Raw genomic sequence first — 14751 nt, forward strand, 5'->3', positions numbered from 1 at the left:
TTTTCATATGACTAGGTGATAATTTCGTAAACACCGATCATGACGAGCAGTAGACCGGAAAGGATGTTTGAGTATTTTGCGATGTTGTTGTTGCTGATTCTACTCCCGATCATGGCGCCAATGGCGATGGAGATATAGGAGAAGACGCCGATGGAAAGGGTTGTTAGTACAGGGGGGATTCCGGCAATACCTGCTCCAAGGCCAATAGCTAAGCAATTCATGGCCAGTGCTAGCCCTAAAAGTATGGATTCCTTTAAAGTAATCACTTTATCTTGATTTAGATCCGCAAGTTGGGGGTGTGCGATGACTCTTGAAAAATTAGAATCAGCATAAACCCGCTCGGCTTCTTCTGTGCCGGACTCCAAAGAAGCTTTTGAAAAGTATGCTTCTGTGATGCATTTCCCCCCAAGGAAAATAATCAATAAACCTCCAATTAAATTGGCTGTTTTTAATGATATAAAATTGGAAATGACTTCTCCTGCCGTAATCGATATATAGGCACATATCATGGAAATGACGGCAATAAATAAATTAGAAGCAGCTGGAATCCGTGTTGTTTTTAGACCATAAGAGACGCTAATCCCTAAATTATCAATGTTTGCTGCTACTCCGATTAACAAGATGGTCAACCAATGCATGCTTTACCCTCCTAGGTCCTATCTATCCTATGTGTATGACAAAATTGGGCAGATAGTGCACAGGTAAGAAAGGAATTGGATTATGCATCGGCTATATTCTGTCTGAAATATTTTTTTGTAAAAAGCTATGTTAAAGAACAATGTTGATATATGCACACTGTTGATTGGAGCGGAAGGCACGGAGACTCCTGCGGGAGTACGGGGCCGAGGAGGCTCCCCGGCACGCTCACGGAAAGCGAAGTGCTTGGAGCGGAAATCAACAGCCATGTTTAACAGCGCTTTGTAAAAAAAATAAAAACCCCTCGAAAGGGGTTTACGAATAGTTTAGAATACTTTTTGCATTTTTCTTTTTCGCCAAAAGTTATAAAAAATAACACATCCAAGAACGAATATCAAAACAAGATAGATACTGTATTTTGAAAAATAAAACCTGAAATCAATCCAGTTTTCTCCTAAGGCTCTGCCAAGTGTGATGAAAATGGTGCACCATATAATGGCGCCAGTATAGGCAAACAGGGAAAACTTTTTATAAGAATAGCTATTAATTCCAGCGAGATAAGCGGTTATATGCCGTACCCCCGGAATAAAAAATCCAATTAAAAGCAGAAATGGTCCGAACTTATCGAATAATTTCCTTGTCCGCGCCACTTTTGCTTCACTGATGTGAAGCTTAGGGCCATACTTGTTTAAAAATGGCACACCTAATTTAATCCCTAACAAAAAACTAAGGGTAATACCGCAGCAGGCTCCAAAAAGAGCACTAGCAACTGAAGGAAGAAAGGCCATTTTACCCTGAAAGACATTATACCCCACATAAGTAAGAAGAACCTCATCAGGAATCGGCAGTCCAATAATCCCTCCGATCAAAGCTACAATAATTCCGAAATAACCATAATGCGAAACGAGATAACTCAAATGATGCATCTGTGCCACGTCCTAATATTCTTTTCATTGCTGATAACAAATCATTTTCCCATTCATAAAGAATGCAGCCAATCTAAGAAGGATTTCCTAAAAAAGGTAACACTATAAAAATAAAAACGCAACCGCTCCAAACTTATATTCCCAAAATATTTAAATATTATGCGGTGCCTGACACCATTTTTCTTGTCTCCGTATTGTTTATCCTGATATCGAATATAGTAGGATTAGTTAAGGGCATGGAAGGAGTGTGGAGAAGTTGCCGATTGACTGGGATGAAAGGAATGGGGTTTTTCATTTATATAATGACCATGTAAGTTATTTGATGAAGGTGGTGCATGGAAAGTATCTTGCGCATTTGTATTGGGGGAAACGGGTTCAGGTACTTCAGCCAGATTCTATTTTGTCATTTAAAAGCAGAGCGTTTTCACCTGCCTCAGAACCTTTAGATCCGCAATTTTCCCTTGATTCCTTGCCTCAGGAGTATCCTGCATTTGGAAACGGTGATTTTCGGTCACCGGCATATCAGCTTAGAACCATGGATGGCTCTACAATTACAGAATTTGTCTATAACTCACATGAAATTTACCAGGGGAAACGTCCTTTAAAAGGGCTGCCTCATGCATATGTTGAAGAGAAAAACGAGGCAGATTCGCTGGTAGTCACACTGGTTGACTCTCTCATCGGGGTAGGAATTAATCTCCAGTATACTATTTACCGTAACATGGATGTCCTTACTCGCTCTGCATCGATTGAACATCTTGGAAAGCAGGATGTAGAATTACATAAATGCATGAGCATGTCGGTTGATTTCCACCAAGCCAATTGGGACTTTTTGCATCTTCAAGGAACCTGGGGGCGTGAGCAGCATTTGGAGCGTTTCCCGCTTCATCATGGAATTCAGACCATTTCGTCAGCCAGGGGAGCAAGCAGCCATCTCCATAATCCATTTGTGGCGCTGCTTGAGAAAAATGCGAATGAGGAACAAGGTGAGGTGTACGGGGTTAGTCTTGTCTACAGTGGGAATTTTGCGGCAACGGTTGAGGTCGACCCATTTGAAACGGCGAGACTAAGTATCGGTATCAATCCCTTTGATTTTATCTGGCTGCTGAAACCAGGGGATACATTTCAAACACCTGAGGCCTTAATGGTATACTCCTCTGAGGGGCTTGGGATGATGTCGCGAACGTTTCATCGGTTATTGCGTGAGCGATTGTGCCGAGGTATTTATCGTGATAAATCCCGTCCTGTTCTGATTAACAACTGGGAAGCAACTTATTTTAAATTTACAGAAAAGAGATTAAAGGAAATTATTGATGCCGGAAAAGAGTTAGGAATGGAATTGTTTGTTTTGGATGATGGCTGGTTCGGGCACCGTGATAATGATAAGAGCTCTCTCGGCGATTGGGATGTAAATAAGAAAAAACTGCCTCATGGTTTGAAGGGGCTGGCAAAATATGTTCAAAAAAAAGGAATGATATTCGGATTGTGGATTGAACCAGAAATGGTTTCTCCTGACAGCAATTTATATCGAGCACATCCGGATTGGTGCCTGCATGTCCCAGACCGGCGAAGAACGGAATCGAGAAACCAGCTAGTTCTTGATTTAAGCCGTGAAGATGTCTGTAATTGGATGATTGATACATTTACAGATGTATTTAAAAGTGCTCCGATTTCTTATGTAAAATGGGATATGAACCGAAATATGACGGAAGTAGGTTCCGCCGCTCTGCATCCTGAACGTCAAAAAGAAACGGCGCACCGCTATATGCTTGGATTGTATCGGGTCTTAGAGGTACTGACTTCACGGTTTCCAGATATATTGTTTGAGAGTTGCTCTGGCGGCGGAGGCCGCTTTGATGCCGGGATGCTTTTTTATATGCCCCAAACCTGGACGAGTGATGATACCGATGCAGTAGAGAGGTTGAAGATTCAATATGGAACAAGCCTTGTTTACCCCGCAATTACAATGGGAGCCCATGTTTCAGATGTGCCAAATCATCAAGTGGGGAGGATGACCCCGTTAATCATGAGATGTCATGTGGCCATGGCGGCTAATTTAGGGTTCGAACTCAATATTGATAAATTGAGTAAGGAAGATCAACTAATAGTAAAAGAGCAGATTCTGCAATATCAAAAAATAAAGGACATCGTATGCTTTGGGGAACAGTTCAGATTGCTCAGCCCATTTGAAGGAATGGACACTGCTTGGATGTATGTTACGTCAGACCGTGCTAAAGCAGTCATTTTCTATTACAAAACATTGGCCACACCTAACCCGCCTTTTCTCCGCTTAAAATTACAGGGCCTAAACCCCCAAAAAACATACCGTATTAATAGAGGAAAACAACTATTTTATGGTGATGAACTGATGAAAATCGGATTAAAGCTGCCACTTATCAAAAAGGATTTTACATCCTATCTTTTCGAGCTTGAATAGAGGCTGGCACCGTAAAAAGTGCCAGCCCCAATTTATTCGTAGGTATCCATAGTAAAACGGAAATTGATTAAAAAGAAAGGATGTCAGGCACCCCGCCAACAGTGGAAGGTTCCACCCGGACATTGTAACCTTTTATATCGAAATTTCAACAAATCTATAAAAAAATAATACAATCACAGGTTTTAAAAAGTTACTGTCCACTCCACGTGGACAAAATGTTGTATTTGTCCACGCGCGGTGCCTGACACCATAAAAGTAAACATGTTAAAATAACCCAAGAGAGGTGAATAAAGATGGTTTGGAAAATCAATCATTCCACGAAGCAACAGGTTAACCGCTATGGGGTTATTACTGATGAGGTGACCCTTCCTAATGGTGACGAAAAGACATTTGCCTATTTGGATTTTGCAAAAGGGGTTTGTATCCTTGCGTTTACTGAAGATGAACATGTGTTATGTATAAAACAATATCGTCATGCGTTAAAAAGCTGGCAGTGGGAGCTTCCAGCAGGTGCTATTGACCCGGATGATGTATCACCGCTGGATGCGGCCAAGCGGGAATTGGAGGAGGAAACCGGTTATAGAGCAGAGCACTGGCTTGAACTTGGCAGTTTTTATCCTTCTCCCGGTTCGACGAGTGAAGAAATCTTCTTATTTGCTGCAGCTGGCTTAACTGCAACCAAACAAAACCTGGATAACAGTGAACAAATCGAGCTACATAAAATAAGCATGGAAACGTTAAAAGAAATGGTTATAGATGGAAATTTCAATCATGGTGCAGGGCTCGCAGCAGTATTGAGATATAAGTTCATGAAAGGGTAAAAATGCGGTGCCTGACACCATGTGAAACACTAGGTGTCAGGCGCTGTTTTTTCAACAACAAAATTCTTCTGAATTACACATGATTTCCTGCATTCAATAGACTAGAATTATATTAAAAATAACAATTATCTAATGAAATAATCTGAAAATATAAATTGACACCGTTTTCATAAACTTTTATAATGTAAATAAGTTGATAAAATGTGATGGAGATTGGGAGACTCACGAAATGACCTTCTATTTTAGGAGGGGTTTTGTGGTCTCCTTTTTTCTTTGTCTATTTTATCAATCAATCGAAAATAAATAGGGAGAAAGAGGAGGATGATTTATGACAGCATTCTGGGGAGAACTGATAGGTACGGCCATTTTAATTACATTAGGGGCAGGTGTTTGTGCAGGTGTCAACTTAAAGAAAACGCTCTCTAACGGCAGTGGATGGATTGTCATTACATTTGGCTGGGGATTTGCAGTAGCAGTGGCAGCATACGCGGTAGGGAAATTTAGCGGAGCTCATCTTAATCCGGCATTAACCATTGCCTTGGCGTTTACAGGGGATCTCCCATGGGATAAGGTTCCAACTTATATCGCAGGACAGGTGATTGGTGCAGTTGTAGGTGCTGTAATCGTATATTTCCAATACTTACCTCACTGGAGGGTAACAGAAGATCCTGGTGCAAAATTAGGAACGTTCGCAACTGGCCCAGCTATTCCATATACATTTGCCAACTTAATTAGTGAAATCATTGGTACTTTTATTCTTGTTTTAGGTATTCTTGCGATTGGTGCTAATAAATTTACAGATGGGTTGAATCCTTTAGTTGTGGGATTCCTGATTGTTAGTATCGGTTTAAGCTTAGGTGGAACAACAGGTTATGCCATCAATCCCGCACGTGACTTTGGCCCAAGATTGGCTCATGCGCTTCTTCCAATTCCAGGGAAGGGAAGCTCTAACTGGGGATATGCATGGATTCCAATTGTCGGACCGATCCTTGGTGGAAGCCTGGGAGGCTTGTTTTATAAAGCGGCATTTTTGGGGAAAACAACAACCAGCCTTTGGTATATCATTGGTGCCACGGTTATCGTTCTTGCTGCTGCAGGCATCGCCGGTAAAAAACCGCAGCCTGAATCAACAGTTATGTCAGAAAAATATAGTGCATAATATCTTAAAAAATATAAGGGAGAGTGTTTAGATATGGAAAAATACATTTTATCTTTGGATCAAGGAACCACAAGTTCACGTGCCATTCTCTTTAATAAAAACGGAGAAATCGTCCATACAGCTCAAAAAGAATTTACACAAATTTTTCCGAAGCCAGGCTGGGTAGAACATAATGCTAATGAAATTTGGGGATCGATATTATCTGTTATTGCATCTTGTTTGGCAGAATCAAATGTAAAACCTGAGCAAGTTGCGGGAATAGGAATTACCAACCAGCGGGAAACAGCAGTGGTATGGGATAAAACTACAGGACAACCAATCTATAATGCCATTGTCTGGCAATCTCGGCAAACATCTGAAATTTGTGAAGAACTAAAAGCAAATGGATACGACTCTTTATTCAGAGATAGGACTGGATTGTTAATTGATGCCTACTTCTCAGGAACGAAAGTAAAATGGATTTTAGATCATGTTGAAGGTGCGCGAGAAAAAGCTGAACGCGGAGACCTTTTATTTGGAACAATCGATACATGGCTGATTTGGAAACTTTCCGGCGGACGTGCCCACGTAACAGACTATTCAAACGCATCCAGAACTTTGATGTACAACATTCACGAACTTAAATGGGATGAGGAATTATTAGAAATCCTGACAGTTCCTTCATCAATGCTTCCTGAGGTCCGCCCGTCATCAGAAGTTTATGCTGAAACAGTTGACTATCATTTCTTCGGATGCAATGTTCCAATTGCCGGGGTTGCCGGTGACCAGCAAGCGGCATTATTCGGTCAAGCTTGTTATGAAAAAGGAATGGCCAAAAATACGTACGGAACAGGCTGTTTCATGTTAATGAATACTGGCGAGCAAGCAGTGAAATCTGAACATGGATTATTAACAACGATTGCTTGGGGAATTGATGGGAAAGTTGAGTATGCTTTAGAAGGAAGTATTTTTGTTGCAGGCTCTGCTATTCAATGGCTTCGTGATGGACTTCGTATGTTTAAAGACGCTTCTGAGAGTGAGGAATATGCCACAAGTGTTTCTTCTACAGAGGGTGTCTACGTAGTTCCAGCATTTGTTGGTCTTGGTACCCCATATTGGGATAGTGATGTCCGCGGCGCTGTATTCGGCTTAACACGGGGGACTTCGAAGGAACATTTTATTCGCGCGACATTAGAGTCCCTTGCTTACCAGACAAAAGATGTATTAACCTCAATGGAAGCTGATTCGGGTATTTCTCTTAAAGCGTTACGTGTGGATGGCGGTGCTGTAGCTAACAATTTCTTAATGCAATTCCAAGGTGATCTATTAAATGTGCCGGTAGAACGACCAGTTATTAAAGAAACGACTGCATTAGGTGCTGCCTATTTAGCAGGGCTGGCAGTTGGCTATTGGGAAAGCCGTGAAGAAATTGCGGCACAATGGAATATGGACCGTGCCTTCCCGCCGAATATGGAAGAAGCGGATCGCGAAAACCTATATACTGGCTGGAAAAAGGCCGTTAACGCTGCAAGGACATTTAAATAAAAATAAAATGGCCGCCATTCTTTTTAGATGGCGGTCATTTTTCAAGAAAAACTAAATCTATTACTTTTAAAAATGATTGTTGACATGATAAAAGTTTAAGAGTAATATAGTAATTCCCACCGGGAGTCCTTAAATAACACCTTTGGGAAATTCAAAAAACTTATTGACAAAATAAATTTTGATCTGTAAAATTAATTCTTGTCGCTGATAAAAAGGGATTGACATAATCGAGATATAAATGATAGAATAATATCTTGTTCCGAGTAAAATTGTTCTTTGAAAACTAAACAAACAAAAACGTCAACAAACAATAATTATTCATTTCTAACGAAATGAAGCCAACGTTATTTTTATGAGCTATATCAACTTTCTTGGAGAGTTTGATCCTGGCTCAGGACGAACGCTGGCGGCGTGCCTAATACATGCAAGTCGAGCGAATCTCGAGGAGCTTGCTCCTTGAGATTAGCGGCGGACGGGTGAGTAACACGTGGGCAACCTGCCTGTAAGATCGGGATAACTTCGGGAAACCGGAGCTAATACCGGATAATCTTCTTCCTTGCATGAGGAAGAACTGAAAGACGGTTTCGGCTGTCACTTACAGATGGGCCCGCGGCGCATTAGCTAGTTGGTGAGGTAACGGCTCACCAAGGCGACGATGCGTAGCCGACCTGAGAGGGTGATCGGCCACACTGGGACTGAGACACGGCCCAGACTCCTACGGGAGGCAGCAGTAGGGAATCTTCCACAATGGACGAAAGTCTGATGGAGCAACGCCGCGTGAGCGATGAAGGCCTTCGGGTCGTAAAGCTCTGTTGTTAGGGAAGAACAAGTACCGGAGTAACTGCCGGTACCTTGACGGTACCTAACCAGAAAGCCACGGCTAACTACGTGCCAGCAGCCGCGGTAATACGTAGGTGGCAAGCGTTGTCCGGAATTATTGGGCGTAAAGCGCGCGCAGGCGGTCCTTTAAGTCTGATGTGAAAGCCCACGGCTCAACCGTGGAGGGTCATTGGAAACTGGGGGACTTGAGTGCAGAAGAGGAAAGCGGAATTCCACGTGTAGCGGTGAAATGCGTAGAGATGTGGAGGAACACCAGTGGCGAAGGCGGCTTTCTGGTCTGTAACTGACGCTGAGGCGCGAAAGCGTGGGGAGCAAACAGGATTAGATACCCTGGTAGTCCACGCCGTAAACGATGAGTGCTAAGTGTTAGAGGGTTTCCGCCCTTTAGTGCTGCAGCTAACGCATTAAGCACTCCGCCTGGGGAGTACGGCCGCAAGGCTGAAACTCAAAGGAATTGACGGGGGCCCGCACAAGCGGTGGAGCATGTGGTTTAATTCGAAGCAACGCGAAGAACCTTACCAGGTCTTGACATCCTCTGACACTCCTAGAGATAGGACGTTCCCCTTCGGGGGACAGAGTGACAGGTGGTGCATGGTTGTCGTCAGCTCGTGTCGTGAGATGTTGGGTTAAGTCCCGCAACGAGCGCAACCCTTGATCTTAGTTGCCAGCATTTAGTTGGGCACTCTAAGGTGACTGCCGGTGACAAACCGGAGGAAGGTGGGGATGACGTCAAATCATCATGCCCCTTATGACCTGGGCTACACACGTGCTACAATGGATGGTACAAAGGGCAGCGAAGCCGCGAGGTGGAGCCAATCCCACAAAACCATTCTCAGTTCGGATTGCAGGCTGCAACTCGCCTGCATGAAGCCGGAATCGCTAGTAATCGCGGATCAGCATGCCGCGGTGAATACGTTCCCGGGCCTTGTACACACCGCCCGTCACACCACGAGAGTTTGTAACACCCGAAGTCGGTGGGGTAACCGTAAGGAGCCAGCCGCCTAAGGTGGGACAGATGATTGGGGTGAAGTCGTAACAAGGTAGCCGTATCGGAAGGTGCGGCTGGATCACCTCCTTTCTAAGGATAAAGCTGGACCTATGAGCCAGACAAAACGGTTTGTGACACGTTCTTTGTTTGTTTAGTTTTGAGAGAACAATCTCTCTCAAAGCTTTTTTTATTCGTTCTTTGAAAACTAGATAATCGTATAGAAGAAACCAAGCAAGAACCGAGTAATCGCCATTTTAGTTTTTCTCTCTTATTTTAAGAGTAATTAAAGACAAATCAGCAGCGAGAAGGTCGAGGAAGCGAGGGAGTGAAGACCGGAGCGTGCTAGGGCACGTGAGGATCTGAACGAGCGAAGCTGACTAGAGACACGACGCTGATCATTTGTCGTAGGTTAAGTTAGAAAGGGCGCACGGTGGATGCCTTGGCACTAGGAGCCGATGAAGGACGGGACTAACACCGATATGCTTCGGGGAGCTGTAAGTAAGCTTTGATCCGGAGATTTCCGAATGGGGGAACCCACTGCTCGTAATGGAGCAGTATCTTTACCTGAATACATAGGGTACTGAAGGCAGACCCGGGGAACTGAAACATCTAAGTACCCGGAGGAAGAGAAAGCAAACGCGATTCCCTGAGTAGCGGCGAGCGAAACGGGAACAGCCCAAACCGAAAGGCTTGCCTTTCGGGGTTGTAGGACACTCAACATGGAGTTACAAAGGAACGGGGTAGATGAAGCGGTCTGGAAAGGCCCGTCATAGAAGGTAACAGCCCTGTAGTTGAAACTTCGTTCCCTCCTGAGTGGATCCTGAGTACGGCCGGACACGTGAAATCCGGTCGGAAGCAGGGAGGACCATCTCCCAAGGCTAAATACTCCCTAGTGACCGATAGTGAACCAGTACCGTGAGGGAAAGGTGAAAAGCACCCCGGAAGGGGAGTGAAAGAGATCCTGAAACCGTGTGCCTACAAGTAGTCAGAGCCCGTTTATGGGTGATGGCGTGCCTTTTGTAGAATGAACCGGCGAGTTACGATTACATGCAAGGTTAAGTTGAAGAGACGGAGCCGCAGCGAAAGCGAGTCTGAATAGGGCGTTTTAGTATGTAGTCGTAGACCCGAAACCAGGTGATCTACCCATGTCCAGGGTGAAGTCCAGGTAACACTGGATGGAGGCCCGAACCGACGCACGTTGAAAAGTGCGCGGATGAGGTGTGGGTAGCGGAGAAATTCCAATCGAACTTGGAGATAGCTGGTTCTCTCCGAAATAGCTTTAGGGCTAGCCTCACGTAGTAAGAGTCTTGGAGGTAGAGCACTGTTTGGACTAGGGGCCCTCATCGGGTTACCGAATTCAGACAAACTCCGAATGCCAAAGACTTATCCGTGGGAGTCAGACTGCGAGTGATAAGATCCGTAGTCAAAAGGGAAACAGCCCAGACCACCAGCTAAGGTCCCAAAGTATACGTTAAGTGGAAAAGGATGTGGAGTTGCTTAGACAACCAGGATGTTGGCTTAGAAGCAGCCACCATTTAAAGAGTGCGTAATAGCTCACTGGTCGAGTGACTCTGCGCCGAAAATGTACCGGGGCTAAACGTATCACCGAAGCTGTGGATTGACATCTACGATGTCAGTGGTAGGAGAGCGTTCTAAGGGCGTTGAAGCTAGACCGTAAGGACTGGTGGAGCGCTTAGAAGTGAGAATGCCGGTATGAGTAGCGAAAGATGAGTGAGAATCTCATCCACCGAATGCCTAAGGTTTCCTGAGGAAGGCTCGTCCGCTCAGGGTTAGTCGGGACCTAAGCCGAGGCCGAAAGGCGTAGGCGATGGACAACAGGTTGATATTCCTGTACCACCTCTTTATCGTTTGAGTGATGGGGGGACGCAGGAGGATAGGGTAAGCGCGCTGTTGGATATGCGCGTCTAAGCAGTTAGGCTGAGAAGTAGGAAAATCCGCTTCTCGTTAAGGCTGAGCTGTGACAGCGAGGGAAATAGAGTACCGAAGTTCCTGATTCCACACTGCCAAGAAAAGCCTCTAGCGAGATAAAAGGTGCCCGTACCGCAAACCGACACAGGTAGGCGAGGAGAGAATCCTAAGGTGAGCGAGAGAACTCTCGTTAAGGAACTCGGCAAAATGACCCCGTAACTTCGGGAGAAGGGGTGCTTTTTGAGGTGAATAGCCTCGAAGAGCCGCAGTGAATAGGCCCAGGCGACTGTTTAGCAAAAACACAGGTCTCTGCGAAGCCGCAAGGCGAAGTATAGGGGCTGACGCCTGCCCGGTGCTGGAAGGTTAAGAGGAGGGGTTAGCGCAAGCGAAGCTCTGAATCGAAGCCCCAGTAAACGGCGGCCGTAACTATAACGGTCCTAAGGTAGCGAAATTCCTTGTCGGGTAAGTTCCGACCCGCACGAAAGGCGTAACGATCTGGGCACTGTCTCAACGAGAGACTCGGTGAAATTATAGTACCTGTGAAGATGCAGGTTACCCGCGACAGGACGGAAAGACCCCATGGAGCTTTACTGTAGCCTGATATTGAATTTTGGTACAGCTTGTACAGGATAGGTAGGAGCCTGAGAAGCCGGAGCGCCAGCTTCGGTGGAGGCGTCGGTGGGATACTACCCTGGCTGTATTGAAATTCTAACCCACACCCCTGATCGGGGTGGGAGACAGTGTCAGGTGGGCAGTTTGACTGGGGCGGTCGCCTCCTAAAGAGTAACGGAGGCGCCCAAAGGTTCCCTCAGAATGGTTGGAAATCATTCGCAGAGTGTAAAGGCACAAGGGAGCTTGACTGCGAGACCTACAAGTCGAGCAGGGACGAAAGTCGGGCTTAGTGATCCGGTGGTTCCGCATGGAAGGGCCATCGCTCAACGGATAAAAGCTACCCTGGGGATAACAGGCTTATCTCCCCCAAGAGTCCACATCGACGGGGAGGTTTGGCACCTCGATGTCGGCTCATCGCATCCTGGGGCTGTAGTCGGTCCCAAGGGTTGGGCTGTTCGCCCATTAAAGCGGTACGCGAGCTGGGTTCAGAACGTCGTGAGACAGTTCGGTCCCTATCCGTCGCGGGCGCAGGAAATTTGAGAGGAGCTGTCCTTAGTACGAGAGGACCGGGATGGACGCACCGCTGGTGTACCAGTTGTCTTGCCAAAGGCATCGCTGGGTAGCTATGTGCGGACGGGATAAGTGCTGAAAGCATCTAAGCATGAAGCCCCCCTCAAGATGAGATTTCCCATAGCGTCAAGCTAGTAAGATCCCTGAAAGATGATCAGGTTGATAGGTCAGAGGTGGAAGCGTGGTAACATGTGGAGCTGACTGATACTAATCGATCGAGGACTTAACCAAGTCATAGCAATATGAATAAAGCGAACTCGTTCTTAAACGTTTCTTCTGTATTATCTAGTTTTGAGGGAATGAAACCTCAACAAAATAGTCTGGCGGTGATGGCGAGAAGGTCACACCCGTTCCCATACCGAACACGGAAGTTAAGCTTCTCAGCGCCGATGGTAGTTGGGGCGAAAGCCCCTGTGAGAGTAGGACGCTGCCAGGCTAGGCCCCAATTGGGGCTCTTATTTTGCCTAAATTTACTATTTGTTAAATGGATTTTTTCCAAAAAGTGACTTCTTATAATATGGAGGATTAGCTCAGCTGGGAGAGCATCTGCCTTACAAGCAGAGGGTCGGCGGTTCGATCCCGTCATCCTCCATCATTTTTTTTTGGCGGCATAGCCAAGTGGTAAGGCAGAGGTCTGCAAAACCTTTACCACCGGTTCGAATCCGGTTGCCGCCTCCACTATTATAAAAATGCGCCCGTAGCTCAATTGGATAGAGCGTCTGACTACGGATCAGAAGGTTATGGGTTCGACTCCTTTCGGGCGCGCCATTCAAGATATATGGCGGTGTAGCTCAGCTGGCTAGAGCGTACGGTTCATACCCGTAAGGTCGGGGGTTCGATCCCCTCCGCCGCTATTTTCTACATAATTATCCTAAGCCGAGTTGGGAGGAATCAGAACTGTAATAGGTGTTGATGCCTCCCAACTTTCTAATAACGGGCCTATAGCTCAGCTGGTTAGAGCGCACGCCTGATAAGCGTGAGGTCGATGGTTCAAGTCCATTTAGGCCCACTATATTTTTAAAAAGAGCGATTGCAGAAATGCAGTCGCTCTTTTGCATAAACAAGGCAAAGCGATTTTTAAAACGTTGGTGTCAGGCACTACTTTCCATAATTTTATATAGTAATAGTGTTATTCTCGGTAGTATAATAATGAAAAAACATCTGAAAAGGCAAACTTCGCCGAAAGGGAAGGACGCAAAGCCATGAGCCTAAGCACGTTATAGTGTATGGTCGTCAGGTTGCCAGGTTCTCTTTTCTGTGAGCCTCGGCTGACAGAATGGGGGACTTGTTTATGGTGAAGTTTTTGGCCGCATTCATGTTTGTTATTATATTTGTGGCTGGGGAGGCTAATCTGGACGTGAGAGCTGCCGCAGTGAATGACAAGGCTACATGGCTTTGGAATCCGATGATGATTGTGAATGATGAGCAAGAAGCTCTAACGTTTCTTGAACAAAAGCAGGTAAATAAAGTTTACATACAGATTGATCGCAAATTTTCGCAAAAAGTATACCAAAATTTCATTCAACATGCCGCAGGAAAAGGTATACGCGTATATGCCTTAGATGGAGCTCCCGAATGGTGCGTGCAGAATGGACTAACGGACCAAAGTCAATTAATGAGCTGGCTTGCTAATTATCAAAAAGCATCGTCGAAAATGCAGCAATTTGCAGGAGTTCACCTTGATGTAGAGCCATACTTATACAATGGGTGGACGACTAATCAACAAGAGACAATTAAAGACTATCAAGCTATGTTAATGAAGGCAAAAAACAGCTTAGATGCATTGCATCTTCCTATTGAGATGGATATGCCTTTCTGGTTTGATCAAATTTCTTATAAAAATAGCTATGGAAAGGGCCTTTTATCAGAATGGGTCATTGCTCATACCAGCGGCGTTACAATTATGGCGTATCGCGATTCTGCATCCGAGATTATCAATCTCGTTAATAATGAAATCTCCTATGCTGGAAAATTGGGGAAATCAATTGATGTTGGAGTGGAGACCCAAAAATCTGCTGAGGGAAATGATGTCTCCTTCTTTGAAGAAGGTGAAACATATATGAATCAGGAATTATCCAAAGTTTCCAACCACTTTGCCCGCGTTGCCGGTTTTAATGGAATTGCGGTCCATCATGTAGGAAGCTGGATGACGATGAAACCATAAAGAGGGCAGGATCATTCCAGGCCCTCTTTATTGATTGCTTAAGCACCGTTATATCCAATTTTTTCATAGTTTGTTATAATGAATAAATATTAAGAAAACGGTTTATTTTTTATAGATTTGAAGTCTCTTATTGAAAAAAGGGGTG

Annotated in this window: 7 protein-coding genes, 5 tRNA genes, 3 rRNA genes and 1 riboswitch; of the genes, 13 read left to right on the forward strand and 2 right to left on the reverse strand. The window is 45.0% G+C overall.

Features of this window, described 5'->3' with window-relative positions; genetic code table 11:
• Nucleotides 1-11: 11 nt before the first annotated feature.
• A complete protein-coding gene (gene ytaF, locus HPT25_RS10220) occupies nt 12-638 on the reverse strand; it encodes a sporulation membrane protein YtaF (protein WP_173063348.1) in 627 nt (208 codons plus the stop codon).
• A 324-nt stretch (nt 639-962) separates the two neighbouring features.
• Nucleotides 963-1562, reverse strand: coding sequence for a DedA family protein (locus HPT25_RS10225; protein ID WP_173063350.1), 600 nt, complete (start codon nt 1560-1562; stop codon nt 963-965).
• A gap of 256 nt (nt 1563-1818) precedes the next feature.
• Between HPT25_RS10225 and HPT25_RS10230 the strand changes: the two genes are divergently transcribed.
• The 13 genes from HPT25_RS10230 to HPT25_RS10290 all read left to right on the forward strand — a co-directional run bounded on the left by HPT25_RS10230 (nt 1819) and on the right by HPT25_RS10290 (nt 14606).
• The gene (locus HPT25_RS10230; RefSeq protein ID WP_246277171.1) at nt 1819-3999 is read left to right on the forward strand and encodes an alpha-galactosidase; all 2181 of its coding nucleotides are present in this window, start codon (nt 1819-1821) and stop codon (nt 3997-3999) included.
• Between the two features lie 293 nt (nt 4000-4292).
• Nucleotides 4293-4820, forward strand: a complete 528-nt coding sequence (locus HPT25_RS10235; protein ID WP_173063352.1) for an NUDIX hydrolase — start codon at nt 4293-4295, stop codon at nt 4818-4820.
• 328 nt (nt 4821-5148) lie between these two features.
• Nucleotides 5149-5979: an MIP/aquaporin family protein gene (locus HPT25_RS10240; RefSeq protein WP_173063354.1), complete on the forward strand. Its 831-nt coding sequence runs from the start codon at nt 5149-5151 to the stop codon at nt 5977-5979.
• A 33-nt stretch (nt 5980-6012) separates the two neighbouring features.
• Nucleotides 6013-7503, forward strand: coding sequence for a glycerol kinase GlpK (gene glpK / locus HPT25_RS10245; RefSeq protein ID WP_173063357.1), 1491 nt, complete (start codon nt 6013-6015; stop codon nt 7501-7503).
• A 368-nt stretch (nt 7504-7871) separates the two neighbouring features.
• A 16S ribosomal RNA gene (locus HPT25_RS10250) occupies nt 7872-9421 on the forward strand.
• 317 nt (nt 9422-9738) lie between these two features.
• Nucleotides 9739-12673, forward strand: a 23S ribosomal RNA gene (locus HPT25_RS10255).
• 88 nt (nt 12674-12761) lie between these two features.
• Nucleotides 12762-12878, forward strand: a 5S ribosomal RNA gene (gene rrf / locus HPT25_RS10260).
• Together the 16S, 23S and 5S rRNA genes with 5 tRNA genes alongside form the textbook arrangement of a ribosomal RNA operon.
• An 83-nt stretch (nt 12879-12961) precedes the next feature.
• A tRNA-Val gene (locus tag HPT25_RS10265) sits at nt 12962-13034 on the forward strand.
• 12 nt (nt 13035-13046) lie between these two features.
• Nucleotides 13047-13120: transfer RNA gene (locus HPT25_RS10270), tRNA-Cys, on the forward strand.
• 13 nt (nt 13121-13133) lie between these two features.
• A tRNA-Arg gene (locus HPT25_RS10275) sits at nt 13134-13210 on the forward strand.
• A 12-nt stretch (nt 13211-13222) separates the two neighbouring features.
• Nucleotides 13223-13296 (forward strand) — tRNA-Met (locus HPT25_RS10280).
• Nucleotides 13297-13377: 81 nt separating this feature from the next.
• Nucleotides 13378-13451, forward strand: a tRNA-Ile gene (locus HPT25_RS10285).
• A gap of 149 nt (nt 13452-13600) precedes the next feature.
• A riboswitch (cyclic di-GMP riboswitch) is annotated at nt 13601-13688 on the forward strand.
• A 45-nt stretch (nt 13689-13733) separates the two neighbouring features.
• Nucleotides 13734-14606, forward strand: coding sequence for an amidase (locus HPT25_RS10290; RefSeq protein ID WP_173063360.1), 873 nt, complete (start codon nt 13734-13736; stop codon nt 14604-14606).
• Nucleotides 14607-14751 lie beyond the last annotated feature (145 nt).

Origin of the sequence: Neobacillus endophyticus (genome assembly GCF_013248975.1) — a bacterium.
Lineage (GTDB): Bacteria > Bacillota > Bacilli > Bacillales > Cytobacillaceae > Neobacillus > Neobacillus endophyticus.

Bases quoted from the DNA above. Each gene is read 5' to 3' on its own strand.
- HPT25_RS10235 (WP_173063352.1), top strand. From the start codon at position 4,293: ATGGTTTGGAAAATCAATCATTCCACGAAGCAACAGGTTAACCGCTAT.
- ytaF (WP_173063348.1), bottom strand. From the start codon at position 638: ATGCATTGGTTGACCATCTTGTTAATCGGAGTAGCAGCAAACATTGAT.
- HPT25_RS10290 (WP_173063360.1), top strand. From the start codon at position 13,734: ATGGTGAAGTTTTTGGCCGCATTCATGTTTGTTATTATATTTGTGGCT.
- HPT25_RS10240 (WP_173063354.1), top strand. From the start codon at position 5,149: ATGACAGCATTCTGGGGAGAACTGATAGGTACGGCCATTTTAATTACA.
- HPT25_RS10225 (WP_173063350.1), bottom strand. From the start codon at position 1,562: ATGCATCATTTGAGTTATCTCGTTTCGCATTATGGTTATTTCGGAATT.
- glpK (WP_173063357.1), top strand. From the start codon at position 6,013: ATGGAAAAATACATTTTATCTTTGGATCAAGGAACCACAAGTTCACGT.